21 protein-coding genes are annotated in these 25,419 nt (G+C 50.6%); 17 read left to right on the top strand and 4 right to left on the bottom strand.

Annotated features, from left to right (window positions below):
- The first annotated feature begins 276 nt into the window (after window positions 1-276).
- The 5 genes from ABEW34_RS02215 (at window position 277) to ABEW34_RS02235 (ending at window position 5,088) form a co-directional block, all read left to right on the top strand.
- Window positions 277-2,226 carry a diguanylate cyclase domain-containing protein gene (locus tag ABEW34_RS02215; protein ID WP_430154469.1) on the top strand — a complete coding sequence of 650 codons (1,950 nt, stop codon included), beginning with the start codon at window positions 277-279 and terminating at the stop codon, window positions 2,224-2,226.
- Between the two features lie 187 nt (window positions 2,227-2,413).
- Window positions 2,414-3,118: a hypothetical protein gene (locus ABEW34_RS02220; RefSeq protein WP_430154471.1), complete on the top strand. Its 705-nt coding sequence runs from the start codon at window positions 2,414-2,416 to the stop codon at window positions 3,116-3,118.
- Window positions 3,119-3,203: 85 nt separating this feature from the next.
- Complete coding sequence (locus tag ABEW34_RS02225; protein ID WP_430154473.1) at window positions 3,204-4,319, top strand: aminopeptidase; 1,116 nt, start codon at window positions 3,204-3,206, stop codon at window positions 4,317-4,319.
- 103 nt (window positions 4,320-4,422) lie between these two features.
- Complete coding sequence (locus ABEW34_RS02230) at window positions 4,423-4,665, top strand: HPr family phosphocarrier protein (protein ID WP_046230579.1); 243 nt, start codon at window positions 4,423-4,425, stop codon at window positions 4,663-4,665.
- A gap of 135 nt (window positions 4,666-4,800) precedes the next feature.
- Window positions 4,801-5,088, top strand: coding sequence for a YlaN family protein (locus ABEW34_RS02235; protein WP_056038636.1), 288 nt, complete (start codon window positions 4,801-4,803; stop codon window positions 5,086-5,088).
- 115 nt (window positions 5,089-5,203) lie between these two features.
- Here ABEW34_RS02235 and cax read toward each other — a convergent pair whose 3' ends face one another.
- The gene (gene cax / locus ABEW34_RS02240; protein WP_430154475.1) at window positions 5,204-6,262 is read right to left on the bottom strand and encodes a calcium/proton exchanger; all 1,059 of its coding nucleotides are present in this window, start codon (window positions 6,260-6,262) and stop codon (window positions 5,204-5,206) included.
- A 151-nt stretch (window positions 6,263-6,413) separates the two neighbouring features.
- On the opposite strand from cax, the gene ABEW34_RS02245 reads away from it, so the two are divergent.
- Window positions 6,414-6,800: an Asp23/Gls24 family envelope stress response protein gene (locus ABEW34_RS02245; protein WP_056038629.1), complete on the top strand. Its 387-nt coding sequence runs from the start codon at window positions 6,414-6,416 to the stop codon at window positions 6,798-6,800.
- Between the two features lie 104 nt (window positions 6,801-6,904).
- Here ABEW34_RS02245 and ftsW read toward each other — a convergent pair whose 3' ends face one another.
- On the bottom strand, window positions 6,905-8,074 hold the full coding sequence (gene ftsW / locus ABEW34_RS02250; RefSeq protein WP_430154477.1) for a putative lipid II flippase FtsW: 1,170 nt from the start codon (window positions 8,072-8,074) through the stop codon (window positions 6,905-6,907).
- 1 nt (window position 8,075) lies between these two features.
- On the bottom strand, window positions 8,076-8,420 hold the full coding sequence (locus ABEW34_RS02255; RefSeq protein ID WP_430154479.1) for a YugN family protein: 345 nt from the start codon (window positions 8,418-8,420) through the stop codon (window positions 8,076-8,078).
- 229 nt (window positions 8,421-8,649) lie between these two features.
- On the opposite strand from ABEW34_RS02255, the gene ABEW34_RS02260 reads away from it, so the two are divergent.
- From ABEW34_RS02260 to ABEW34_RS02295, 8 genes are all read left to right on the top strand, one after another.
- Window positions 8,650-9,834 (top strand): M20 metallopeptidase family protein, encoded by a 1,185-nt coding sequence (locus tag ABEW34_RS02260; protein WP_430154481.1) that lies wholly within the window; start codon window positions 8,650-8,652, stop codon window positions 9,832-9,834.
- 244 nt (window positions 9,835-10,078) lie between these two features.
- Window positions 10,079-11,776, top strand: a complete 1,698-nt coding sequence (locus ABEW34_RS02265) for a DNA repair helicase XPB (RefSeq protein WP_430154483.1) — start codon at window positions 10,079-10,081, stop codon at window positions 11,774-11,776.
- Window positions 11,777-11,813: 37 nt separating this feature from the next.
- Window positions 11,814-13,670: a helicase-associated domain-containing protein gene (locus tag ABEW34_RS02270; RefSeq protein ID WP_430154484.1), complete on the top strand. Its 1,857-nt coding sequence runs from the start codon at window positions 11,814-11,816 to the stop codon at window positions 13,668-13,670.
- A 71-nt stretch (window positions 13,671-13,741) separates the two neighbouring features.
- Entirely contained in the window at window positions 13,742-14,236 is a 495-nt protein-coding gene (locus ABEW34_RS02275) for a YlbF family regulator (RefSeq protein WP_081418931.1), read from the top strand.
- 45 nt (window positions 14,237-14,281) lie between these two features.
- Window positions 14,282-14,545, top strand: coding sequence for a YlbG family protein (locus ABEW34_RS02280; RefSeq protein WP_046230587.1), 264 nt, complete (start codon window positions 14,282-14,284; stop codon window positions 14,543-14,545).
- A gap of 314 nt (window positions 14,546-14,859) precedes the next feature.
- Window positions 14,860-15,297, top strand: coding sequence for a hypothetical protein (locus ABEW34_RS02285; protein ID WP_046230588.1), 438 nt, complete (start codon window positions 14,860-14,862; stop codon window positions 15,295-15,297).
- Between the two features lie 159 nt (window positions 15,298-15,456).
- Window positions 15,457-16,368: a selenium metabolism-associated LysR family transcriptional regulator gene (locus tag ABEW34_RS02290; protein WP_341282344.1), complete on the top strand. Its 912-nt coding sequence runs from the start codon at window positions 15,457-15,459 to the stop codon at window positions 16,366-16,368.
- Between the two features lie 11 nt (window positions 16,369-16,379).
- Window positions 16,380-17,243, top strand: a complete 864-nt coding sequence (locus ABEW34_RS02295; RefSeq protein ID WP_430154486.1) for a PHP domain-containing protein — start codon at window positions 16,380-16,382, stop codon at window positions 17,241-17,243.
- A gap of 147 nt (window positions 17,244-17,390) precedes the next feature.
- Here ABEW34_RS02295 and ABEW34_RS02300 read toward each other — a convergent pair whose 3' ends face one another.
- Window positions 17,391-19,184 (bottom strand): Rqc2 family fibronectin-binding protein, encoded by a 1,794-nt coding sequence (locus ABEW34_RS02300; protein WP_430154487.1) that lies wholly within the window; start codon window positions 19,182-19,184, stop codon window positions 17,391-17,393.
- Between the two features lie 189 nt (window positions 19,185-19,373).
- Here ABEW34_RS02300 and ABEW34_RS02305 point away from each other — a divergent pair, with 189 nt between their 5' ends.
- From ABEW34_RS02305 to ABEW34_RS02315, 3 genes are all read left to right on the top strand, one after another.
- The gene (locus ABEW34_RS02305; RefSeq protein ID WP_430154489.1) at window positions 19,374-22,166 is read left to right on the top strand and encodes a calcium-translocating P-type ATPase, SERCA-type; all 2,793 of its coding nucleotides are present in this window, start codon (window positions 19,374-19,376) and stop codon (window positions 22,164-22,166) included.
- Window positions 22,167-22,286: 120 nt separating this feature from the next.
- Window positions 22,287-23,117, top strand: coding sequence for a diaminopimelate epimerase (gene dapF, locus ABEW34_RS02310; protein ID WP_430154490.1), 831 nt, complete (start codon window positions 22,287-22,289; stop codon window positions 23,115-23,117).
- Window positions 23,118-23,130: 13 nt separating this feature from the next.
- The gene (locus tag ABEW34_RS02315) at window positions 23,131-25,026 is read left to right on the top strand and encodes a bifunctional homocysteine S-methyltransferase/methylenetetrahydrofolate reductase (protein WP_430154492.1); all 1,896 of its coding nucleotides are present in this window, start codon (window positions 23,131-23,133) and stop codon (window positions 25,024-25,026) included.
- Window positions 25,027-25,419: the final 393 nt, after the last annotated feature.

Genomic DNA, 25,419 nt, shown 5'->3' on the forward strand with positions numbered 1-25,419 from the left:
CCTCAGCCGCAGGCCTGTCAGTGAACTTATTCTCGAGGGTGACACAAAACCGTACGCCCATGTATTCAACAATTAATATTATATGAAATTCAGGCAGAAAGTCAAGAAAAATACCCTCTAACCCTAATCGGAAATGGTATAGAGTCTTTAGGCCTATAAACCAACTGTTAATTAGTGCAATATTCTTAAAAATAAAGTATGATGATGGTATCTTCTTCATACATAGATGACTGCTCATCTCCTTGTTTAGACCGACAGAAGGGTTGGGTGTTGCAGATGAACAATCGAAACCGAGATGGGAATAATAACGATCACTTTGCTCAGGCTGCAGCTCCTGTAGAGCAATTGCATCCTGAAATATGGTTTATGCACGAAGATATTAACGATGCGGACAGGCCATATATGATGCCGCTGCTTCAGGACAGCTTCGAGCTATGGCTCAGGGAAGCAAGAGAAGAAGCGGAAGCGGTCCAGGGCGCCACATTATTATTTGACTGGGAGCTACGTTTAATTGATAGCGCGGGTGCTGTTAAAGGGCAGGCAGAGTTGTGGCGCGATGAGCTGCGGATGCTTGCTGCACAAGTAGCTGAGTCTGGCTGCGCAGCTTCAGTGTCGTTTGGAGAGCCGCCTACTCATGCTGCTGCTGTTCCTGTCCGCAAACGCTCGAATGGCGAGCCATTCAGCATATTTATACATATTGCCTCAAGCAGTACCGCCGAAGCCGAACAGCAGGCAAGGCTTAGTGCCCTTCATTTCCGCAGCTGCTTCTATCGCGCTTTCGAACATATCTATGTCCGGGATTTGCTGCTCCAGCAAAAACGAACGGAGAAGGATGCCAATAGGCGCGATGCCCTTTTTCTGGCAGCTAAGCGTTTGTATGATCAATTCGACGTTACAGCCGTGCTGTCCGAAATGCTGAGCAGCTTGGGCCAGCTTTACCCGAGCTCCGAGGTCAATCTGTATTTGTCCCAAGACCATTTGAATGGCGACGCGAGAGTCAAGCCGCTTATTTTTAAAAATGCAGCGCATGACATTGTTGCGAAAGCTTTCATGGAAGGCAAGCCGATGACACAGAAGGAGCGGGATGGTACGATACGCCTAGCAGTTCCAATGAGCGGCAAGCAGGCGGCTTACGGGGTGCTCTGCATTTCGATTGACGCTGAGCGCTGGGATATTGCGAATATGCCGGCCTTCGTGCTGCTGGCAGATACAGCGGGATCTGCATTTGAGAATGCCAAGCTGTACGAGCAGTCCAATCTGCTCATCAACGAGCTTCGCGTCATTAATGAGCTGGCGAAACGGCTGAATCAATCGCTGAAGCTTAAGGATATATTCAAGTTTGCGACGAATGAGCTGCTTAATATTTTTGAAGCGGATTATTGTTCGATTCTCCAATTGGATAAAGATCGCAATCAGTTTAATGTCATGTCCAGCAACATTCCTACGCTTGCACGCGAGCAATTCGTGCCGGATTACGGATTTAGCGGCATTATTAACCGCACGAAAGAACCGCTTATTTTGTCAGATTATTGGCAAACCCGTGTCGTAACATCTAAAATGATGGATTACACTGGTTCCCGCTCGCTTATCGCTGCCCCTATTATGGTTGAGGATGAAGTAGTGGGCGTGATCATGGTTACGCATAAAAACCCTCATTATTTCTCCTACGACAATTATAAGCTGCTCCAAATTATGTCCACACATATTGCCTTGGCAGTGACGAATGCTTCGCTGCATGCAGAGGTTCGCCGCATGGTTATTACGGACAATTTAACGGGGCTGCATGCCCGCCACTACTTGAACGAGCAAATCCAGAGACGTCAGCGCAAAGATCCGTTAGGCTCACTCGTGCTCGTCGACGTCGACCATTTCAAACGTATTAATGACACGTTCGGACATCAGGTTGGGGATCGTATTTTAATCCAAGTGAGCGAAATTATACGGACTACGATTAGGCAGGGAGACATCGCTGCACGATGGGGTGGCGAAGAGCTGGCCGTATATTTGCCGGGCATTCGTTCTGAACAAGCCTTTCGAATCGCTGAACGTATACGTCTGCTTGTGGAAGCGGAGACAGACCCTAAAGTGACGGTATCATGCGGCGTGTCGGAATGGACGTTTGAAAATGATAAAATCAGCGTGGAATCGCTATTTTATCGAGCAGATATGGCCTTATATGATGCGAAAAATAATGGAAGAAACTGCATTCGTCTCGGCGTGGGGTGAAAACAGGCAATAGACATAAACTTGCGGTTGTAAAAACAGGAGAAGCGCCTAGTGTATTTTGCTCAGGCGTTTTTTCTTTTTTTTGCATTCCTGCCACATTAGATAATCAAAGCCCGGAAAGGAATAAGGAGCCTGCTGCTTCGGGGAAGCTAGGGAAAGGAAAAGCAACCTTTTGGAGGGAAGAAAAATGAAAACAATTAAGCTGGCTGTTCTACTAGCTTTATTCACTAACATGGCATGTCTGAGCGGCTGTATGGATATGGCAGACAAACGAACGCCGGAGCAATGGCTTTCTTTATCAGCAGCAGGGCTTGCAGCAACGGATAAATACAGCTTCAGCGGCACCACTTCCATTATTGGAGCAGATGGCTGGAGCTATACTCCGCGGCGCTTTTCGGGTGAAGTAGTGGATCATAAGCAGGTCAAATCGTATGCAGCAACTGCTGCGGATCAGAGTGAATCCTTCGCGCCAGCGGAGCTGCTTAAGGAGATTCAGCAAGCGACAAATAAGGTAAGTATTCAAACGGCGGCAACAGCAGAAGGGCATCTCGTGCTTCATGCGGCCGTAGACAAGGAGGCAGCGAAGAAAAGGTGGGAGAAGCGCTTGACGGCAGAAATGGCGGCGCTCGCGAGCCAGGCTCCCGCTAAGGAAGGAGCGCTCCGGCAGGAATGGCTGCGCACGTATGAGAAGTCTCATCAGGAGCTGAAGCAAATGCTGTCTACCTTAGAGGTGGATGGACAATACGTGCTGACGATCGACCGCAGCAAGCTGGTGCCGCTCCAGTTGCAGGAGCAAACGACATTTGCCTATCAAAAGCAGGGAAAGCGGATTACGGAGAAGCGGACGACGAACATCTCGCTCAGCGCTTTTGACGGCACCCCTTCCCCATGAAGGATGCACGCACCCGTTAAACATGTTACGATGGAGTTGGTAGTAATCAACGATAGAGAAGCAATGATTTGGAGGAGAGTTTAACATGCGTGACCCAAGAATTCAGCAGCTAGCTGCCAATTTGGCAGGCTATTCCATCGGCGTTCAGCCAGGAGAAAATGTACTTATTGAAGTGATCGGCTCGGAGCGCGAGCTGACGAAAGCTTTAATTGAAGAGGTAGCGAAGCTTGGCGGCAGACCTTTTGTGGAAATTACAGACCCTGCGGTGACGCGCACGCTGCTGCGAAACGGAAGCAAAGAGCAAATCGAAGAGTGGACGAAATATGATTTGCAGCGCATGAAGCAAATGGATGCTTACATCGGCATTCGCGCAGGTGGCAATGTCAATGAAATGAGCGACGTTCCGGAAGATAAAATGCGGCTGTATGAGCAAATTTATCGCGATGCTGTACATATGAATCAGCGGGTAAAGCGTACGCGCTGGGTTGTAATGCGTTATCCGAACGAATCCATGGCGCAGCTGGCGAAGATGAGCACGGAATCGTTTGAAGATTTTTATTTTAATGTATGTAATTTGGATTATGCCAAAATGGACAAAGCGATGGACCCGCTTCAGGCTTTGATGAACAAAACCGATCGTGTAAGAATTGTATCGCCAGGCACCGATCTTACTTTTTCCATTAAAAATATCGGTTCCAAAAAATGCTCCGGCCACCGCAATATTCCGGATGGGGAAGTATTTTCGGCACCTGTGCGCGACTCGGTACAAGGCACCATTTCCTACAATGCACCCAGCGTATATTCAGGCGTAACCTTTTCGGACATTTGCTTTACGTTTGAAAATGGCAAAATCGTCAAAGCGACCAGCAGCGATACGGCGCGCTTGAATGAGATTTTGGATATGGATGAGGGCGCTCGCTATATTGGCGAATTTGCAATTGGCTTTAATCCGCATATTTTGCACCCGATGAATGACACTTTATTTGATGAGAAAATTGCCGGAAGCCTGCACTTTACACCAGGCCGTGCTTATGATGAAACAGACAATGGAAATCGATCGTCCGTTCACTGGGACCTAGTGCTCATTCAGCGTCCAGAATATGGCGGAGGGGAAATTTATTTCGATGATGTGCTGATCCGCAAGGATGGACACTTCGTTATTCCGGAGCTAGAGGCATTAAATTCCGAAAATTTGAAATAAATGAAAAAGAAGCGTTTTACAATTTGCCTCTTGCCCGATCTTTAATTTCAGGTTATCATGATTTCGAAGGTAAGCTTTACTAATTTAATTGGAGGGGTTCCCCATGTCTAACAACGCAGCTATTGTAGAAATATCCCAAGCAGCAGGTCAATTCCGCTCATCAATCGTTCTGCAAGCAGATAACAAATATATTGATGTTAAAAGTATTTTGGGATTGTTTACTACGCTGGTAGGCGGTCACTCCTACGAGCTTCACGTCCATGGACCAGATGCTGAAGAAGCAAAAGCCGCAATGGCAGCTGTTTTCGCTAAGCATAACCTGAATATTGCAGTTGTTTCTGAATAAACAGGTTACACCAGTACATGCGCCTCTTTGCTAGCCGAAGGGGCGCTTTTCTGTTTTGTCCTTGTGTATTGGCTCTTTTTCGTCTAATATAAAAGGTATAGACGACGGCGGGTACACGCATTAGGGGGGAAAACGATGTCTTCACCGGAAGTCACGGTTCAATTGCATGAGAAAGCTCTTCGTCTCCTTATGGAGGATGCGGCTAAAATAGAGAAATTGATTGAGGTTCAGATGGAGAACTTGACGACCCGTCAATGTCCGCTGTACGAGGAAGTATTGGACACGCAGATGTATGGATTCTCGCGGGAAATTGATTTTGCAGTACGCGCAGGATTGATCGCTGAGCATAGCGGCAAGGAGCTGCTAAGTCGGTTGGAGCGCAATCTGGCTCAGCTTTACGAAGCGTTGAATAGAAAGGAGTAGGCGTACCATGCGGCCTGCTCCTTTTTTTTGTCTGTCTTACTTTGTGTCTATCTGTTTAGCTATATGGTTAAGCCTTGTGCGCAGTCCAGATCCTTTTTCAACAAACTCCCGTCCTTTATACCAAATAAAAAGCAATGCCCAAAATACAATAAACCATAAGCAGCAGCGAACCTTCGTACCAGTTGGTTTGTCCATCGCCCGATACGGATTTTGCGATAAAGACGGATACTGCGATAGCGGTAAGCTCAATCGGTGTAAAAATAATGTCCATCGTTTTGCCCATTAATGCGCTGGCAATAATGAGCACGGGAGCGACGAACAGGGCGATTTGCAGGCTGCTGCCGATCGCAATTTCGACGGCTGCCCCGATTTTGTTGCGCAGTGCCAGCATAACAGCAGCGCTGTGCTCTGCAGCATTGCCGACAATGGCAATGATGAAGGCCCCTACAAACAGCTCAGACAGCCCAAAACGCGTTGTAAACGTATCCAGCGTGTGTACAAGCCATTCGCTAATAAAAGCGACCATAACGGTAGCTACAACGAGCATAAGGACGGAGCGGCCCTTAGACCATGCAGGCGCCTCGCCATGATCAGCGCTCATTTCGCTGTCTGCCAGCATTTGTTTGTGTGTCACCATGGAAAAGAGCAGCCACAGTACGTAAGCCAAAATCAAAATGACCGCAACAGATAGACTGAGAAAATGATCTTTCTCCATCGTGAAATGCTCGGCTCCAACGAAGATGGCTGGCACGAACAAGCCGATGACGGCAAGCAGCATTAGAGTCGAGTTATGCTGGGCCAGCTGCTGATTGAAATGCTGCTGCTTGAATTTAAGGCCGCCGGCGAGCAGGCTGAGCCCTAGCACGAGCAGCAAATTGCCGATAATGGAGCCGGTAATGCTAGCTTTTACCATGTCGAACAGTCCTTCCTTGACGAGGAAAAAAGCGATGATCAGCTCCGCGGCATTGCCGAATGTCGCATTGAGAAAGCCGCCGAGCCGCTGACCGGCATAGTGAGCGACGCTTTCCGTCGCTTTCCCGAGGAAGCCCGCTGCAAATACAATTGCTATAGCGGAGACAGCAAATTGCAGCGTCATATCCAGATGGGCGAAATGAGCGATTGCACTGAAGGCGAACATGACGATTAATCCAGTGAAAAACAGCTTCTGTCTCAAATGGCCACCCCCTTTGTGAAAATCTGCAAACCTGTTATATAATATATCCAATTCTATTCGACAGATAACCGTTATTTTAATCGACAAAAGTTGCTTCCGGTTAATCCATCCAGTACAATATACATATATAGCAAATGGAGGAGTGAAGAAGATGACCGAGGACCTTAAAACAGGCATTATTCGTATTTCTGATGACGTAGTAGCAACAATCGCGGGACTCGCCGCACTTGAGACTCCAGGTATAGCAGCCATGTCTGGCGGGATTTCCGAAGGGCTTGCAAAACGCCTAAGCGGGAAAAACGTGCAGAAGGGTGTTTCCGTGGAAGTCGGACAGCTCGAAGCCGCAATTGATTTGCGTATTATCGTACATTATGGCATTCCTATTCAGGAAGTATGCCGCCAACTGCAGCTCAATGTAAGGGAATCGGTATCGAATATGACCGGTCTTCAAGTCGTTGAAGTGAATGTTAAAGTAGAAGGCGTTGTGTTTAAGGAAGAAGAAGTGTTTGAGGAAACAGCTACCCCGCGTATAAAATAATCGGTGATGGCTTGTACCGCACGGGCGGATAAAGCCGTTCATTCTGATATAACGACACAACAATAAACAAGCTTCCACGCCTCATAGCAGGTGGGAAGCTTGTTTTAGTTTTGACGTTTGTTTTTCGGCTTTGCATGGCGATTCGCTTCTCGGGAAATGCTGAGCAATACGCCAATACACATAAGGCAGGCCATAAGCGATGAACCGCCGTAGCTGATGAAAGGGAGTGTTACCCCAGTCAGCGGTATAGCGCCTGTTACGCCGCCAATGTTAATGAATGTCTGTATGCTGAACAGCCCAACAATGCCGACGCCAATAATGGTGCCGTATTGATCCGAGCAGCGCAGAGCGACGATCAGGCAACGCCATAAAAAAGCCAGAAAAAATAAAATAAAAACCGAGGCGCCAATAAAGCCAAATTCCTCCGCGATAATGGCAAAAATAAAATCATTATACGCATAGGTCAAATAATGCAGTTTTTGTACACTTTCACCGAAGCCTGCTCCAGTCAAGCCGCCATGTCCTAAAGCCTGTAAAGAGGAAACAAGCTGAAGCCCCGTATCCTGCTTGTCTGCCACAGGATCCAAGAAAGCAGTAAAGCGGGCAATACGGTACGACCATTTTGTCGGGCTGATCGCTATAGAAATGCTAACTACAACAGTAAGCACGAGTCCCATTAGAACGCCGGTTACGAATACCTGCTTCAAGTTTGCGCCGCCGGCCATAATCATAACGGTTGCACAGCCTGCTAGCACCATACAGGAGCCTAAATCCGGCTGCAGCATAATCAGGAAACAGATAAAGCCTGTAACAAAAATGACGGGAACGAGACCTTTTTTGAAGTCGCGGAATTTTTCGCCTTTTTTGGAAATGAGTGCTCCCAAGTACAAAATCAGTGCGAGCTTTGCCGGCTCAGTTGGCTGTATAGTTAGTGGCCCTATTTGTAGCCAGCTGTGTGCGCCGTTAATGTTATCACTCACAAAAGGAACGATGGCAAGTAAAATAACGACAGGAATAAAGAAAAGCAAAAAAGACTTTTTATAAAATTCATACCGAATATTCATTAGTATGAGCATGAAGAATACGCCTGCTGCAGCAAAAACAGCCTGTTTTTTAACAAAATAAAGCGGATCATTCAAATACTTTGGTGAATACAAGGCAATGCTTGAGCTCGCGCTGAATACCATCACGAGCCCAAAACCAACGAGCAGAAGCGTGAAAATTAGAAGCAGAAAATCTGGCCTGCCACGGCTGCCGTTTTGCGTTTTGCTCATACTAGTCAAGCAATTGCTTTAGTTGCTGCAATCGCTGCGTAGCTGTGTTCAAAATAGGCTGTGGCACCGGGGATTCATACTCCATGCCATGCGGGAACGTTGCTCTGCCAATGTATACGGCTTCAATTGCAAGTACAGCATGTGGAGATTCAAGCTTTCCTTCAATGGCACGCGTATTGATGCGCAAAAAGTACTCAGCGTTCGTAGCCTTATCTTCCAGTTTCAAATCATATGTAGCGCGGTAGTATTCCCACTGCCAACGAACGAAGCCGAGCTTTTCTGCTGATTCATCCAGATGGAACAGCTCGCTCTGAACACCGTTCAAACCGGTATTCTCAATAATCATGATGTTTCCTCCTCATTATTCAAAAACCAATTGTTGAACATTCATTTCTCATGATAGTATGTTTCCCCAGCCAGTGCAAGCCTTACCCACGACGACAAAGCAATCAGAAATAAACATTCCTGCAATTAAGCTTCCTTATGTGAGCTTCGTTCTGTTAAAATAGAGTAAGTTAACTCGCTTAAGACGACAGGTCTGTTATTTGTGTAAAAGGTGAAGGAGGTTTGCTGTTATGTTGACCAGTGTCTATGCGTTAGAAAAGCTGCAACATCTTTATCCAGAGATGGTGCAGTGGCGGAGATACCTCCATCAGCATCCTGAACTATCCTTCCAAGAGGAGAAAACCTCAAGATGGATCGCAGGGAAGCTGGCGGAATTCGGCTGCGAGTTTGAGGAAGGTGTAGGCGGATATGGAATCGTTGTGACGATAAAAGGCGATCAGCCTGGTCCAGTCGTGGCTCTGCGCGCCGATATTGATGCGTTGCCGATTCAAGATGAGAAGCAGTGTGATTATGCATCAACCGTACCCGGAATTATGCATGCCTGCGGACACGATGGTCATACGTCGTCGATGCTGGCCATAGCGAAGTTCTATCAGGAGCATCGCAGCGATATTAAAGGCGAGCGGAGACTGTTGTTCCAGCCTGCTGAGGAAGTGACGCCGGGCGGTGCCATTCATATGATTAAGGACGGAGCGCTTGAAGGCGTGGATGTTATCTATGGCATTCATCTGTGGGCTCCGCTCCCTTTTGGGCAAGTATCGACAAGAGCAGGCGCTTTCATGGCTGCAGCCGATGAATTTACAATTGAAATTGTCGGGCTGGGCGGACATGGCGGTATGCCGCATAAAGGAATTGATACGATTGTGGTTGGGGCGTCGCTCGTCCAGTCGATTCAATCGATTGTTAGCCGGAGCATCAATCCGCTGCATCCGTCGGTCATTTCCATAGGATCTTTTCAAGCGGGATCGACGAATAATGTCATTGCCGAACGCTGTTTGATGAAAGGTACGGTTCGATCCTTCGATGAGGAAAGCCGTTATTCTATTCATGAGCGCTTGAAGCAAGTTATTGAGCATACATGCCAAATGTATGGAGCCAAATACGATTTTCAGCTTCGCGTCGGCTATCCTGCCGTCATTAATAATGAGCATGAAGCGGAGCGTTTTTTTCGCATAGCGGAGCCGATGCTTGGAGAAGGCAATGCGGTGCGGGGTGATGAAATGATGGTAGCAGAAGACTTTTCCTACTATTTGGACGAGGTTCCTGGCTGCTTTATGATGGTAGGCGCGGGCAATGGAGAGATATCAACCAGCTATTCCCATCATCATCCTAAGTTCGATTTCGAAGAAGGCGCCATGCTTAAATCCGCAGAGCTGCTCATACGGCTTGCTGAGGATTATGTGTCGGAGCATTAAATGGTATTAAACTGCGTGCTGGATGAGCATGGCGGTAGCAGCACGATAAATGGAGAGTATGCCAGGATTATGGTGGCATGCTCTCTTTTTATATGACCAGCTAACGATAACAACGACTTTTATGCTTGCATAAAATAGGGCCTGTTTCCGCATACTGCTCCTATAGGTGGCCATTATGGCCGGTGGGTTGGCTTTGCCGTTTTGCTAATGGCATGCTGCACGCTGAAAAAAAGGAGGGGATAACATGCTGGGACCAAGCAGCAAGCTGCTTATTGTTCAAAGCGATATGACGCTGCTGCTCAATATGAAGCAGGCCGGGGCAGAGGAAGCCGCTGGCATGCTGCTTGCTTTCGCAGAGCTCGTCAAGCGCCCAGGCGGTTGGCATACGTACCGGATGACGGCCATGACGTTATGGCAAGCCTGCGCTTCAGGAATGGCGGCGGAGGACGTCATAGCGCTGCTGATGAAGTATGCATCATCGAGCATCCCGGGCTATGCGGAAATGAGCATACGCAAATGGATGGGACGGTATGGAAAGCTGCATTTAGAGCTAGCGGGAGACAAGCTCATGCTCAGCGGCAGCGCGGAGCTGCTCACGGAGCTGGCTCGCCATCCGAAAATTGGGCCGAAATTAGCTAGCCCGGACTTGGCAGCATGCCTGAACGGCCTAGGTGTAGAAGTTCGCAGGGAGGAGCGGGGGCTGCTTAAGCAGGAGCTGGCCCGGCTCAGCTACCCCGTCATTGATCAGGCGGGTTATCACGCCGGCGAGGCGCTGACGGTGCAGCTGCGCGAGGTAACCCGCCAAGGCAAGCCGTTCGAGCTGCGAGCCTATCAGCAGCAGGCGGTAGATGTTTTCTGCGCTGAAGGCTCCGTGCATGGTGGCAGCGGGGTCGTCGTGCTGCCATGCGGCGCAGGCAAGACGGTTGTGGGACTGGCTGCTCTTGCAAAGCTAAGCAGCGCAACACTGATTTTGACCTCAAGCACAACCTCGGTCCAGCAGTGGAAGCGCGAGCTGCTGGACAAAACAACGCTGCAGGAAGATCATATCGGAGAATATGCTGGCGGGAAGAAGCAAGTGCGGCCGGTTACGATTGCCACCTATCAAATTTTGACGAGCCGCAAGGTGAAGTCGGCGGCCTATCAGCATATGAATTTATTTTCCGAGCGCGACTGGGGGCTCATTATTTATGATGAGGTGCATTTGCTGCCTGCGCCTGTATTTCGAATGACGGCAGACATTCAAGCGACGAGGAGGCTTGGCCTAACGGCAACGCTCGTACGCGAGGATGGCTGTGCGGAGGACGTCTTTTCGCTTATTGGTCCGAAGCAGTATGAATGGCTGTGGAAGGCAGTTGAAGCAGAGGGACATATTGCGGCTGTTCATTGCACCGAAATTCGCATACCGCTGGATGAGGCTGTCCGTAAGCGTTATGCAGCTGCCGCTCCCCGTTCCCAATTGCGGCTTGCGGCAGAAAATCCGTCGAAGGCAGATGTAATTACGGAACTGCTGAAGCGTCATGAAGGCGTGCCGACGCTCATTATCGGACAATATTTAGATCAGCTGCATGCGGTTGCCGAAGCGCTCGCGATTCCCGTTATAACCGGAGAGCTGGAGCAGAATAAGCGCCAGCTGCTGTATGATCGTTTTCGCTCGGGTGAGGTTCCGGTGCTGGCGGTTTCAAAGGTTGCCAATTTCGCTGTGGATTTGCCGGATGCGGCAGTAGCTATTCAAATATCGGGCAGCTATGGCTCCAGGCAGGAGGAGGCTCAGCGCATTGGGCGCATTCTCAGACCAAAGCAAGGAAGAAACGAAGCGTGGTTTTATACCGTTGTCAGCGATGGCACCAAGGAGCTGGATTTTGCCTTGCGGCGCCAGCTGTTCATGGTGGAGCAGGGATATCGCTATGCGCTGGAATCACGAGGAGCATCTCTGCATGAATAAGGGCAGCAGGTAGGTAAATGATGTAGGGGGATAAAAAATGTACGTCCACGAGCTCGCCGACAAGCTGACGGATTATCGGCAGCAAACGTTTATGGAAGCACCGATGTGGTGGTATGCGGCTAAAGAGAATAAGCAGTGGAGCGATGCTGTTAAAGATCGGCGCTCCATGCTTGAGGCAATCCAATCGCTATCTTCTACGACGCTTGCGGCGCTGAAAGCGATCATAAAGCTTGCCGGCGCTGATCCAGCTCCTGAGGAGAGGCTTTTTCGACTCGGCCCGAAGCAGGCGCGCATGTCAGGAGCGGAGTTTCGCTGGGCTCTCGCGGAGCTGCAGCGCGGCGGGCTCGTATTTTCGGTAAGCCGCAATTGGGGCGAGCGCGTATATTTTATGCCTCGCGACAGCTTTGCGCTGTGGCAGCAGCTGCTGTTTCCCTACCATTTGGAGCCGAAGGCAATGGACGCTTTGGCGGAGGAAGAGGTGCAGTTTCAAGCCTCCGGGAGGCTGCTGGGACTTCAATTGCTTGATGCCTGGACGGAGCTCGCACGAAGCGGGCTTACGCTGACGAATAAGGGAATATTGCCAAAAAAAATAATAGCCCGCCTTGGGATCTCCGTTACGCTAACGGAGGAAAATATCGCTTGCTTAAATGTATCGGATGATCGGATACGCCAATACGGGCGCATACCTGCCTTTATTTTGGAAACGGCTATAAGATTAGGCGTGCTTGAGGAGGAAGAGGGGCGGCTCTTATGGGTAAAGGATAAGCTGGAGCAGTGGCTGATTTTAAACAGCTTTGCCCGAGAAGCTTATCTGCACAGCCTCATTGTGGAGCATTATTTGTATAGAAAGCCGCTTTTGGCGCATGGCGCATCGACATTGTCTGTGCTAACCATGGGGCCTTGGTATGAGGCTGAAGCGTGGCTGCAGCATGTGCAGGGTGAGGCTGTTGCAACTGCGGCTGGACAATTGGCTTTGAGCGATAAGCAGCAGTTGCTGGGCTGGTTAGATACGCTGCAAGCTTTCGGCTGGCTTGAGCGGATCGAATGGCCGGGGGAACGCAGCTGGTTTCGCTGGATGATGGATCCCCAGCACGGAACAGACCGTTCATCAGCACCACTTTCAAGTGAAAGAGAAGCTGTCATTGTGCAGCCAAATGGGGAAATTATCGTCCTTCCGGAATGCGACGGGCGTATACGCTGGGAGCTCGAGCTGATGGCAGAGCGGGTGAACGAGGAGCAGCAGGGGCTGTACCGGCTTAGCCGCAAGTCGATCGAACGGGCAATAGCTTTTGGCCGAACGGAAGCAGCGATGCTCGCTTTTCTGGAATGGGCATCCGGGAGCCAGGACGCAGCAGCAGAAGCAGCTCTACTGCTGCGGGACTGGGGAAGCAGGTTGGGCCAGCTGGGCAAGCCAGTGCCGGGTGTTGGGAACATTGGCAAAGGCAGAGACTACCCTTCCTTTCAGGGTAGCTCCCAGCAGCAGCCTGCGGCTGGTTTCCGGCTGTATCCCGACTCTGGAATGGCTGCACCCAAAGCAGGGCCTGAGGACTGGCTGGGCCATTATGAGCTTATTCAGCATGATGAAGAGAACAAGCAGGGAAGCTATGCGGGGCTAAAGCAAATTCCCGCAAGCTGGCTGAGCCAGCGCCGCGCCTACCATCATTCCACAAGCCGGGAGATGATGGAGCGTGCGCTGCAGTGGCAAACACCTGTCGAGCTGCATTTGGAGGAAGGATTGGCTGTTTTTGTACCTTGGGAGCTGCATGCTGAATCCAATAGTTGGTCCGTTACGGGGAGCTTCTCAGGCGCACAATACGGAGCCAGCGTCAGGTTGTCGCCTGAAAGCTGGCAGGCTATGCGGTTGCTTGTTCCAGGAATTAATTTTCATACATAAAATGGTATGTACTATTTAAGCTAGTATGCTATGATAGATAAGAAAGTAAGCGAATGAGATGAGGTGGAAAAATGCCTGCTACTAAGGAGCTCTCGGCTGTTCTACCCATACACCCTGAAGGTGCAAGCGGTGTTTCTTCGCTCGATATGGCGTCGCTGCTGCTTTGTGCTTACGAGCTGGGTGATTGGATTAATCAGTCGGCTGAAGTTGCCGAATATTTATATTGGAAAGACGCAGTCAGCGAGGATGCTGATGTTAAGGCGCTGACCAGGAAGTTCGAAAAGGCGAAAGAGCTGTTTGAGGAATGCCAGCGTTTTGGGCGTTTTCATCCGGATTTTCATGCAGCCAAAGATAAAATTAAGCTGGTTGAAGCTGAGCTCGCCCAAATCGAGGCGGTCGTTCGATTCAAATCAGCGGAGCAGGCTGTTGATACGATGTTGTTTGAGGTATCACGGACCATTGCTGAATCAGTATCGGACACGATTAAAGTGCCGAGCAATGAAGCAAGCGGCGGCGGCTGCGGAAGCGGCGGATCATGCGGCTGTGGAAGCGGCGGTTGCGGCTAGGCGGCTCTGCTCGGTGTGAATTTTACACAGGTGGAGGGAATCGTATTGTTACCTGAACGGACGGGTTATATTATATGGGTCAGTGACCTAAAGGCGGCCAGATCGCTTGAAAAACACGGCACCGTTCATTACATGTCGCGCAAAATGCACTATGTCGTCATCTACGTAAATGCCGAACGTGCCGAAGAAGTGCTGCGCAATATTGGACGTTTGCCTTTCGTTCGCAGAATTGAACGTTCCTTCCGGAATGAACTGCGAACGGAATATACGAAAGACAGTGAAGACAAAACAAGATTTTACAGCATGTAGCTGCTGGCAGCGAACAGGCTGTGCGCAATAGCCCGGGTGGAGTACAACCACCCCGGCTATTTTTTTATGCCTAGCAATATACTGAAAGAAGCTTCCTTTAAGATAGAAGCTAAAATCGATTTCGGAAAAGGAACGCGTAATGCTGAGTGAGCAAGCCTGTAGCGGGATCATAAGCAGAACCGCGGTCGTAGCGGCATCTCATCAACTGTTATTTTTGAGATTCAGCATTTTTTCTGTTGTAAAATCGGTCAATCATGGTAAAATACTTGATATAATAGTCATAAAGGCCTGGTTCTTTAGGAGGAGGGTTCGTGATGAAGGACAAGTTGACGAAACGATGGAGCACCTATGAAACGTTCTATGTCGATCTGGGCGATATGAAAGTTTCTGATATTGTCATTACGAATCATGCCCGTAGCCGCTGGATTGATCGAGTTGAACATGAGAAAACTGGCTATGAGGACATCGCAGAATTTTTGTGGGAATGCTTGAAGCAGGGCAGAATCGAGTCGTATTACCGCAATGAACAGGATGTTTATTTAATTGACAATGATTTGGTGTTCGTAGCCGAATTTTCGCCTTCCCTGACAGATACGGACATCTTGGGGAACCCGCTGCACAAAATGATTATCGTGACATTTCTTGGCCGCATGTCGGAGACGATGGAGCTTAGAGATTTGAAATCCTATTATTCCTGGCTGCGCCATTCCCGACGAATGACGCTCGTTAAAAATAGCCGCAAGAAAAAATAATCTGGCCCTTAAACTTAATTAAAAATGAAAGCGCATCTTCGATTCACAAGCATGGTGAAGCAGCAGCTAGCCGTGCGATGAACGAGAGCTGCGCTTTTTCGTGCGTTTTGGCCTAGCCATATAGTATAATATAGGGCAAAGGAAAGGGTGGTCGGCCAGATGGCGCTTAATTTTCATCAACTGCATATTTTTTATACCGTCGCGGAACGAGGCAGCTTTTCAGCTGCGGCGCAAGCGCTCCATATGACCCAGCCAGCCGTGACCATGCAGGTTCAGTCGCTGGAGGATTATTTTGGCACGAAGCTGCTGCTGCGTTCGACAAAGCGAATCGAGCTGACGGAAGCGGGGCAGGAGCTGATGCCGTATGCAAGACGCAGCATTGAGCTAATTAGAGATACAGATCAAGCGATGAGCTTGTTTACGAAGCAATTAAAGGGACGGCTGCTGCTTGGTGGCAGTCTGACGATAGGTGAATACATACTTCCGCGGCTGCTTGGCCCTTTCGGTCAAGCTTATCCGGACATTGCCATCAGCATGAAGGTGATGAATACGGCGCAAATTATGGAGGATATCATCAATCATCAGCTGAATTTTGGACTCATTGAAGCGCCCGTCAATCATCCGGATATGCAGATGGAGGCCGTCATGAGCGATGAGCTGCATCTCGTAGTGCCGCAGGGCCACCCGCTAGCGGGGCGGACGGATGTGACGCTGACTGAGGCGGCAAGCTATCCCTTTGTGCTGCGTGAGCAAGGCTCTGGAACGAGGCTTGTGATGGAAGAGCAGTTGAAGCGCAAAAATATTGATCCTGCAGGTCTTAAGGTCGTTATGGATCTTGGAAGCACCGGTGCGGTAAAATGTGCGGTAGAAGCGGGATTAGGCATTTCTTTTCTGTCCTCCTCATCGACCAAGCATGAAATTGCGCTTGGCTTGCTGCATAGCGTGCCGATTGTAGATACGAAGTTTAAACGGCAGTTTTATTCGATTTATTTAAAATCCGCGCTGCTGCCGATTTCTGCGGTCACTTTTTTAACATTTCTTAGAGAAAATGATTTGAGAAAATGGCTATGAGGAGCAGTGAGATGAGACAAGCTGATTTGCATACACATACGACGGCTTCCGACGGTACAGGCTCTCCAAGCCACAATGTGCAGCTAGCAAAGGCAGCAGGGCTGGCAGCTATTGCGATCACCGACCATGATACGATGGCTGGGGTGGAAGAGGCGCTGGCGGAAGGCGAGCGATTAGGCATCACGGTGGTGCCAGGAGTAGAGCTAAGCACGGTCGCAGATGGTCAGGATATACATGTGCTCGGCTATTATGCGAATTGGCGGGATGAGTTGTGGCAGCAGCGCCTTACGGAGCTGCGTTCAGTTCGTGACAAACGCAATGAGCTGATCGTTGCCAAGCTGGTAGAGCTGGGCATCGACATAACGCTGGAGGAGGTTACAGCGGTCGCGCTGGAGCACTCTGGCGATGTGGCGGGCGGGAAGACGGTAGGCCGTCCGCATATTGCGGAGCTGCTCATTCGTAAAGGGGCAGTTTCCACCATGCGGGAGGCGTTCGACCGTTATCTGGCTGCGGGAAGCGCAGCCTATGTCAATCCGCCCCGCGTGAATCCTTATGAAGCGATCACGTGGATCAAGGAAGCGGGTGGCGTGAGCGTACTGGCTCATCCAGGCTTATACAGCAACGATGAGCTGGTGGAGGAATTGATCCGCAGTGGCGGCGTTCAGGGCATTGAGGTTTATCATTCCGATCATGGCCCGCAGGAGGAAGCGAGATATTTGCAGCTTGCGGAGCAATACGGCTTGATTGTATCCGGAGGCTCTGATTATCACGGTGAACGGGAAGGCAAAGTATTTCACGGCGCAATTGGCAGCCGGACGGTGGATGCGGGCGTCTTGGAGCAATTGAAATCTGGATTGAACGATGTGAGTTCGTAAAGATAGGTCTTTTTAAATGAAAAGGACGTGACCAGCTGTGCTTAGCAGCGGGTTCACGTCCTTTTTATGGCATGCAGGCAATTTAGGCCATGTAGGGAAGGTCAGGTTGTACAGATGAGGCTGGCCTTTTGAAGCCTACTGCTTTAATTAGGTGATTTTTGAAGGCAGTGCTTTAATGCGCTGTTCGTCTGGCGTAATGAAAAGCGTCTTCTGATGATCATAGATGACGAAGCCGGGCTTGGCGCCGCTCGGCTTATGCACATGGCGAATCAACGTGTAGTCTACCGGAATCATGCTGGACGATCTCGCCTGACTGTAATGCGCCGCGAGCATAGCCGCCTCTTCAAGTGTAGCATCGCCAAAGCTGCCGCCGCGAATGACGACATGCGAGCCCGGGATGTCCTTCGTATGCAGCCAAGTATCGGAGGATGAGGCGAGACGGTTCGTCAAATATTCGTTTTGCGTATTGTTTTTGCCTACGTAAATCGCAATATTTTCCGAAGAGGTGTAACAGAGCAGAGAAGGCTGTGCCGCTTTTTTGCGTTTAGGTCCGCGCTTGCTGCTGCGATCCCGCAGATAGCCCTGCGCAACGAGCTCCTCGCGAATTTCCTCCGTGTCGGCAAGCGACGCATTGTCGAGCTGCTGAAGCAGGGAGGACAAATAATCAATTTCGGCCTTGGCCAGCTCCATCTGCTCGCCAACGACAGCGATGCTGTTCTTATGCTTCGTATAGCGGCGGAAATAGCGCTGCGCATTGTCAGACGGTGTGAGCTGCGGATCAAGCTCTATCGTGACCGTCGCTTGATTTTCATCATAAAAGTTAACCAATGTCGCTACCTTATCCCCACGCTGGATTTGATGCATGTAGGCGGTAAGCAGTTCACCAAGGACGCGGTATTTATCGGCATCATGCGCGTCAACCAACGTTTCTTCCAGCTTGTCGATTTTTTTAATGTTTTTGGCTTTTTCGTTTTGCACAAAACGGATTAGATCGGAGGCGCGCTGCTTCACCGTATCCCGCTCGGCTTTATCGCCATAGAACGCTTCGAGCATTTCGCTGACGTTAGGGAAGCTTGCGGTTTCCCCTTCCAAATGAGTGAGCGCCGTGATGGAAAAATAAGCTTTGCCTTTAGCGTTCGTTACGATGGCGGGCTCAAATTCTCCCCGCTTTGCTTTGTCCATCAAAGCAGAAAAGCTCGGCCATAAGGCATCTGCTGATTCATTAGCGCGGTATGCAATCTCCTTGGCAAGCAGCGGACTCAAACCGCTGAAAGCTTCTACAAGCTGCTGAAAAACGGGAGTATCTGCACTAGCTTGCTTCTCTATTGCTGGTGTGCTGTCAGCTTCATCGCCAGCTGCTTCCGTATGAGCCGTCTCCGGCTTGCGAAGCGCTTCGTGGAACTGGTTCTCTTCGTTAATAGCAAATGGATCAAGCTTTCCTTGGTCAGGGGGAGAGACGTAGCTGCTGCCCGGCATGACGATGCGGAAGCTGCTGATGGAAGGCGTGACATGATGGATGCCGTCATGGATGATGCCGGTAGCCGGATCCAGCAAAATAATGTTGCTGTGCCGCCCCATAATTTCAATAACAATGCGTTTCAACGATAAGTCGCCGAGCTCGTCGCGGTGCCGGATGTCGATATGTATAATTCGTTCCCGTCCGATTTGGCTGATTGCTTCAATGACGCCGCCCTCGCAGTATTTGCGCAGCAGCATGCAGAACATCGGGGCTTCCATTGGATTGACGTATGTGCCCGTCGTCCAATGAAGCCGCGGATAGGTAGGATTGGCGGACAGCAGCAGCTTGCCGCTCATTCCGGCTCCACGAATACTGAAGATGAGGTCGTTTGCAGTGGGCTGATGGATTTTATGAATGCGGGCGCCAATGCAGCGCTGCAAATCATCGGTAATTGCATGTATGACGATGCCGTCTAAGGCCATAATTTGCTAGCTCCTTTATGTTTCAGGTCACTGAAGGGCTCCTGAAATCGGTACGTATCTCTCTATCATGCCATAGTTGAAGCAAAAACTTAACCCCTTGTTGGGATATTTTGCGGGTTGTCCGAATACATTTAGGCTTGAGAGGCTGTCCGAGGGGCGCTGAGGCATATACGGGAGGGAAAAGAAGCGATGGAACAATTGAAATGGCATCAATTGGGTAAAGGGGAGCTGACGCAAGCGCTGAACAGCATCCCGGAGCAGGGGCTGGCTGCCGCTGAAGCGGCGGAAAGGTTGCAGCGAGATGGGCACAATGAGCTGACCGAGGGCAAGCGGGTATCGCCGATCATGCTATTTCTCAATCAGTTCAAGGATTTTATGGTATTGGTGCTCATGGGCGCTACTCTTATATCAGGGCTTTTGGGCGAATATTTGGATGCGGTAACGATTATCGCCATTATCGTCATTAATTCCGTGCTCGGCTTCGTGCAGGAGTTTCGGGCGGAAAAGTCGCTGCATGCGCTAAAAGAAATGTCGGCCCCGTCGGCCAAGGTGCTGCGCGGTGGGCAAATGATGGACATTCCAGCCAAGGATCTGGTCGTTGGTGATGTCATTATGCTGGAGAGCGGGGACCGGATTCCTGCCGATGTGCGGCTGCTTGAGGCGAACAGCTGCTATACAGAGGAGTCTGCCTTAACGGGCGAATCCGTGCCAGTCGGCAAGCATGCGATGGCGATTTCCGAAGCGGATTTGCCGCTCGGTGATCAGCGCAATATTGGGTTTATGGGCACGATGGTCACACGGGGCACTGCGAAGGGAATGGTCATTCGTACCGGAATGAAGACGGAGATGGGCACGATTGCCGAGCTTATCCAGCAGACGGAGTCGATGGAAACGCCGCTGCAGCACAGGCTGGAGCAGCTGGGCAAAATTTTGATCGCCGTCGCCATTGGTCTGACGATTATCGTTGTTGTAGCAGGGATTTTGCATGGACAGCCTGCTTATGGCATGTTTCTGGCTGGCGTCAGCCTTGCTGTAGCCGCTATTCCCGAAGGACTGCCCGCTATTGTGACGATTGCGCTCGCGCTTGGCGTGCAGCGGATGATCAAGCGCAAGGCTATCGTCCGTAAGCTGCCGTCGGTAGAGACGCTCGGCTGTGCCTCGGTTATTTGCTCAGACAAAACAGGCACGCTGACGCAAAATAAAATGACCGTCACGACCATTTGGATGGGTGGTCGGCGCCTGGATGTGACCGGGCAGGGCTATGAGCCCGTCGGAGCGATTTTGGAGGGCGGAGAGCCCGTCGATATGAAGCATGACGCCTCACTAAAACGGCTGCTGCAAATTGCCGCGCTGTGCAACAATGCTTCGATTTATCAGGTGGAGCCAGAGGATGGCCGCAAGCGCAGCAGCAAAAATGCAGAGGAGGCCAAGCAGGAGTGGGTGCTCAATGGCGATCCGACCGAAGGAGCGCTCGTCGTGCTGGCAGCGAAGCTCGGCTTGACCGCCAAATCGCTGGAAGGGCTGTACAAGAGGGAGCGGGAGTTCCCGTTCGATTCGGAGCGCAAGCTAATGTCGGTATTGACAGCCCATCAAGGAGGGCGCGTCATTTATGCAAAAGGCGCTCCAGATGTGCTCATGCACCAGTGCAGCTATGTGCTGTGGGATGGCAAGGTTGTACCGTTTACAGGGACGCTTAAGCAAAAATATGCCGAGGCCAGCGAAGAGATGGCCCAATCAGCGCTGCGCGTGCTCGGTCTCGCCTATCGCGATCTGCGGGCGGCGGATAAATGCAATAGCGAAGCGGAGGCGGAAAGCCAGCTTGTATTCGTCGGGCTAACGGGCATGATTGACCCGCCGCGCCGCGAAGCGAGGGAAGCGATCGCGGTATGCCGCCGAGCAGGCATTAAGACGGTGATGATTACAGGCGATCACCAGTTGACTGCGGAAGCCATTGCTGGGCAGCTGGGCATTATGCCGCGCGGAGGCATTGCAATGAGCGGCAAGCAGCTGGAAAGCATGAGCGATGAGCAGCTCGATCGACTCGTTGACAATGTATACGTTTATGCCCGCGTATCTCCAGAGCATAAGCTGCGCATCGTCAAATCGCTCCAGCGCCAAGGGCATGTCGTTGCAATGACGGGCGACGGGGTAAATGATGCGCCAGCAATCAAAGCGGCTGATATCGGCATATCCATGGGCATTACCGGAACGGATGTATCCAAGGAAGCGTCCGCCCTTATACTGAGCGATGACAATTTCGCCTCGATTGTTTCGGCCATTGAGGAGGGGCGGAATATTTATGAAAATATTCGCAAATTCATCCGCTATTTGCTAGCCTCAAATGTCGGCGAAATTATGACGATGCTGCTTGCGATGATGGTAGGCTTGCCGCTGCCGCTCGTGCCGATCCAAATTTTATGGGTCAATTTGGTGACTGACGGGCTGCCGGCGATGGCGCTAGGCGTTGATCAGGCGGAGAAGGATTTAATGAGCCAGAAGCCGCGCTCGGCGAAGGAGAATATTTTTGCCCGCCGCCTTGGCTGGAAAATCATTAGCCGCGGCTTGCTGATCGGCTTTTGTACGCTTGGGGCATTCTGGATTACGCTGATTGAGGCGCCGGGAAGCACGGAGCATTTGGTTAAAGCGCAAACTGTCGCGTTTGCAACACTCGTTATGGCGCAGCTCATCCATGTGTTTGACTGCCGCAGCTCGCGTTCGATTTTTCACCGCAATCCTTTGCAAAATCGATATTTGGTGCTCGCTGTATTATCGTCGCTCATCATGATGCTTGGCGTACTGTACATTGAGCCGCTGCAGCCTATTTTCAAAACGGTGCCGCTTGGCCTGCGCGAATGGTGTCTCGTCTTTGTTGCAGCGGGAATCCCGACGTTCCTTATGGGAATTGGCAGCGTGCTAGGCACTTCCAAGCCTAAAAACAAACCCGGCAAGCTGACGTTTGGCTCCAAAATGTCGACCAGATGACATAAAAGTACAAATGTTGATGTATTTAATGAATAGTGTTTATCCAAGCTTTGCAGTATGCTATCATTAATCAGAATCTTTTATTTATCAATGATAGCCGCGGCAAAGGAGCGTACACATATGAACTTCACGAAAATGCATGGATTAGGAAATGATTTTATCGTTATTGCGGGCGAGCAGCAGCTGCCTGATAACGCAGCTCGGCTTGCTATCGAATTGTGCAACCGATTTTTCGGTATTGGCGCAGACGGTCTCGTATACATTTTGCCTTCGGAACATGCGGATTTCCGCATGCGCATCATTAATTCGGACGGCTCCGAAGCAGAGCAATGCGGCAACGCGATTCGCTGCGTCGCAAAATACGTGTATGACAACGGCTTAACCAATAAGGAACTCATTACAATTGAAACGCTTGGCGCAGGTGCACAGGCGGTGCAATTGAGGGTAGAGGGCGGCAAAGTTCAAAGCGTTCGCGTTGATATGGGCGAGCCGATTTTGAATGGCCTGGCGGTTCCGACAACGGTAGACCAGGAGCAGGTCGTGGAGCATCCGATTGAGGTTGACGGCCATGAGTTCCGCTTTACTGCTGTATCGATGGGCAATCCGCATTGCGTTATTTATGTAGAGGATGCGGCTAATTTCGACTTGGCTGCATGGGGTCCCAAGCTGGAGACCCATCCGATGTTCCCGCGCAAAATCAACGTAGAGTTCGTAACGGTTAATTCCCGCGAGCATACGGAAATGCGCGTTTGGGAACGCGGTGCAGGCCCGACGCTTGCTTGCGGTACAGGAGCCTGCGCGACGGTCGTTGCTTCGGTGCTGAATGGCTACACAGACCGGACGGCAACGGTGTCGCTGAAGGGTGGCGATCTGCTCATTGAATGGAATGAAGCGGACAATCACGTATATATGACAGGGCCAGCGGCAGAAGTTTTCCGCGGCTCATTATAAGGCGGATACGGCTATGGGAGAGATGAACAGCAAACCGGATTTGCGCTCAGCAATCGCTGAGCGCATCTTAACTGGGGACGGCGCAATGGGAACCTTTCTGTATCAGATGGGGTTCCCTGTCGGCGTTTCGTATGAGGAATTTAATATTTTGCGTCCTGACGTTATTGAAAATGTTCACCGCCGCTATTATGAGGCGGGAGCACAGGTCATTGAAACAAACACCTTTTCGGCAAACCTGGAAAAACTTTCGATTTACGGCTTGGAAGCGGAAATGGAAGCGATTAATCGTGCTGGTGTCCGTATTGCCCGCGCTGCATCCGGTCCGGATGCTTACGTTGTAGGGGCGGTCGGCTCGATTCGTGCCGGAAAGCTTAAAAACACAAGAACCGTCCGCGTCAGCGATGCATATGAGCGCCAAATGGCTGCGCTGCTGACAGAGGGCGTTGATGGCTTTATGCTTGAAACGTTTTACGATCTTGACGAAATGCTGCTGGCACTGCGGATTGCCCGCAAGCTTACGGATATTCCGGTCATCTGCCAGTTTGCGGTTGAAGACGTTGGCCGTACGCAGGATGGCGTAAGCTTGAAGCAGGCGTTCGACCAGCTTACCGAGGAAGGCGCAGATGTGGTTGGTTTCAATTGCCGAAGCGGCCCGAACGGGATTATGCGGGCGATGAAAGCGATTGAAGGGGAAGCCACATGGCCTTTGTCGATTTTTCCTAACGCTGGTATTCCCGACTATGTAGATGGCAAATATACGTATGCGGCAACGCCGGAATATTTTGCAGCGTCTGCCCGCGAATTTGCGGATTACGGAGCGCGCATTGTCGGTGGCTGCTGCGGTACGACTCCTGAGCATGTCGCTGCTATGGCAGCGGCGCTGAACCACTATTCACCGCAAAGCGGTTCACAGGCAGCTGGAGACAAAGCCGTAATGGAAGTCGAGACCATTGCTATTAATGAACAACCTCCAGTGAAGCTGGAAATTCCAGATGTACGTTTGCCAAGCGAGCCGAACATCGTGGATACAGTCCGCGAACGTCATACTGTAATTGTCGAGCTCGACCCGCCTCGCGATTTGGATATTAGCAAATTTATGGCGGGAGCAGCAGCGCTGAAGGCATGTGGAACGGACGCGGTTACGATGGCGGATAATTCACTGGCGGTTACGCGCATGAGCAATTTGGCGCTCGCAGCGCTCGTTCAAGAGAAGGTTGGCTTGCGGCCGCTCGTGCACATTGCTTGCCGGGACCGCAATTTGATCGGTACGCAATCCCATTTGATGGGCCTTGACGCGCTTGGCATTGACCATGTGCTTGCGGTAACAGGCGACCCGGCCCGTTTTGGCGATTTGCCGGATTCCAGCTCCGTCTATGACTTCACCTCCTTTGAGATGATCCGTATGACGAAGCAGCTTAATGAAGGCATTGCCTTCTCCGGCAAGCCGCTGAAGCAAAAAGCGAATTTTATCGTCGGTGCCGCCTTCAATCCAAATGTGAAGCATTTGGACAAAGCGGTGCAGCGTCTGGAGCGGAAAATCAAATCCGGAGCCGATTACATTATGACTCAACCAATCTACGATCCGGCTTTGATTAAACAAGTGGCAGAGGCGACAAAACATCTTCCGATTCCTGTGTTTATCGGTATTATGCCGCTTGCGAGCGGGCGCAATGCCGAGTACCTGCACAATGAGGTGCCGGGCATCCAGCTGTCAGATGAAGTACGCCAGCGGATGGCTGGGCTAGAAGGGGAAGCGGGGCGTGCTGAAGGCGTCCGTATAGCCAAGGAGCTTCTGGACGAGGCAGTTCTCCATTTCAAAGGCATTTACCTGATTACGCCGTTTATGTTTTATGATATGGCGGTACAGCTTACGGAATATGTTTGGAAGAAAACAGGCGTTCATCGTTAATAGCAACGAAATGAATAAGGGGAAAGTGCTGTTTTCATAAATATAAGCATTTGTAAGCTTCACATTTATAAATGGGCTTATATTTCACCGCGAAGCGTTAGCTTTGCCGCCAGAGGAAGGCGACAGCCGTTTCACCTTGGTAGAATTTGCGCTTTGCCCTTGTTCGTTGCGCCAAAATCATTTAAGATGTATACTAATGAGTACTGCCTCCCTGACTTGTTGGAATAGCAAGGCGAGGACAGGCTGTCGTACAGTTCGGATGTTGTCTATACGTCCGCCTAGCGGAAAACGTATGCCCCGGACTTTTTTCGTCAACAATAATGCAATAGTTCTGCCGTTATTTGGCAGGTGGAGTGCATTCATCGTCCAAATACTTATACTTAATATCTTGTT

Source organism: Paenibacillus algorifonticola, assembly GCF_050481745.1.
In the GTDB taxonomy this organism is placed as follows: domain Bacteria; phylum Bacillota; class Bacilli; order Paenibacillales; family Paenibacillaceae; genus Pristimantibacillus; species Pristimantibacillus algorifonticola_A.

What these genes read in the sequence shown, in the direction of transcription:
- ABEW34_RS02225 (WP_430154473.1), top strand. Translation starts at nt 3,204, where the DNA reads ATGCGTGACCCAAGAATTCAGCAGCTAGCTGCCAATTTGGCAGGCTAT.
- ftsW (WP_430154477.1), bottom strand. Translation starts at nt 8,074, where the DNA reads ATGAGCAAAACGCAAAACGGCAGCCGTGGCAGGCCAGATTTTCTGCTT.
- ABEW34_RS02290 (WP_341282344.1), top strand. Translation starts at nt 15,457, where the DNA reads ATGGCGCTTAATTTTCATCAACTGCATATTTTTTATACCGTCGCGGAA.
- ABEW34_RS02220 (WP_430154471.1), top strand. Translation starts at nt 2,414, where the DNA reads ATGAAAACAATTAAGCTGGCTGTTCTACTAGCTTTATTCACTAACATG.
- ABEW34_RS02245 (WP_056038629.1), top strand. Translation starts at nt 6,414, where the DNA reads ATGACCGAGGACCTTAAAACAGGCATTATTCGTATTTCTGATGACGTA.
- ABEW34_RS02260 (WP_430154481.1), top strand. Translation starts at nt 8,650, where the DNA reads ATGTTGACCAGTGTCTATGCGTTAGAAAAGCTGCAACATCTTTATCCA.
- ABEW34_RS02285 (WP_046230588.1), top strand. Translation starts at nt 14,860, where the DNA reads ATGAAGGACAAGTTGACGAAACGATGGAGCACCTATGAAACGTTCTAT.
- ABEW34_RS02255 (WP_430154479.1), bottom strand. Translation starts at nt 8,420, where the DNA reads ATGATTATTGAGAATACCGGTTTGAACGGTGTTCAGAGCGAGCTGTTC.
- ABEW34_RS02270 (WP_430154484.1), top strand. Translation starts at nt 11,814, where the DNA reads ATGTACGTCCACGAGCTCGCCGACAAGCTGACGGATTATCGGCAGCAA.
- ABEW34_RS02305 (WP_430154489.1), top strand. Translation starts at nt 19,374, where the DNA reads ATGGAACAATTGAAATGGCATCAATTGGGTAAAGGGGAGCTGACGCAA.
- ABEW34_RS02275 (WP_081418931.1), top strand. Translation starts at nt 13,742, where the DNA reads ATGCCTGCTACTAAGGAGCTCTCGGCTGTTCTACCCATACACCCTGAA.
- ABEW34_RS02295 (WP_430154486.1), top strand. Translation starts at nt 16,380, where the DNA reads ATGAGACAAGCTGATTTGCATACACATACGACGGCTTCCGACGGTACA.
- ABEW34_RS02230 (WP_046230579.1), top strand. Translation starts at nt 4,423, where the DNA reads ATGTCTAACAACGCAGCTATTGTAGAAATATCCCAAGCAGCAGGTCAA.
- dapF (WP_430154490.1), top strand. Translation starts at nt 22,287, where the DNA reads ATGAACTTCACGAAAATGCATGGATTAGGAAATGATTTTATCGTTATT.
- ABEW34_RS02235 (WP_056038636.1), top strand. Translation starts at nt 4,801, where the DNA reads ATGTCTTCACCGGAAGTCACGGTTCAATTGCATGAGAAAGCTCTTCGT.
- ABEW34_RS02300 (WP_430154487.1), bottom strand. Translation starts at nt 19,184, where the DNA reads ATGGCCTTAGACGGCATCGTCATACATGCAATTACCGATGATTTGCAG.
- ABEW34_RS02215 (WP_430154469.1), top strand. Translation starts at nt 277, where the DNA reads ATGAACAATCGAAACCGAGATGGGAATAATAACGATCACTTTGCTCAG.
- ABEW34_RS02315 (WP_430154492.1), top strand. Translation starts at nt 23,131, where the DNA reads ATGGGAGAGATGAACAGCAAACCGGATTTGCGCTCAGCAATCGCTGAG.
- ABEW34_RS02265 (WP_430154483.1), top strand. Translation starts at nt 10,079, where the DNA reads ATGCTGGGACCAAGCAGCAAGCTGCTTATTGTTCAAAGCGATATGACG.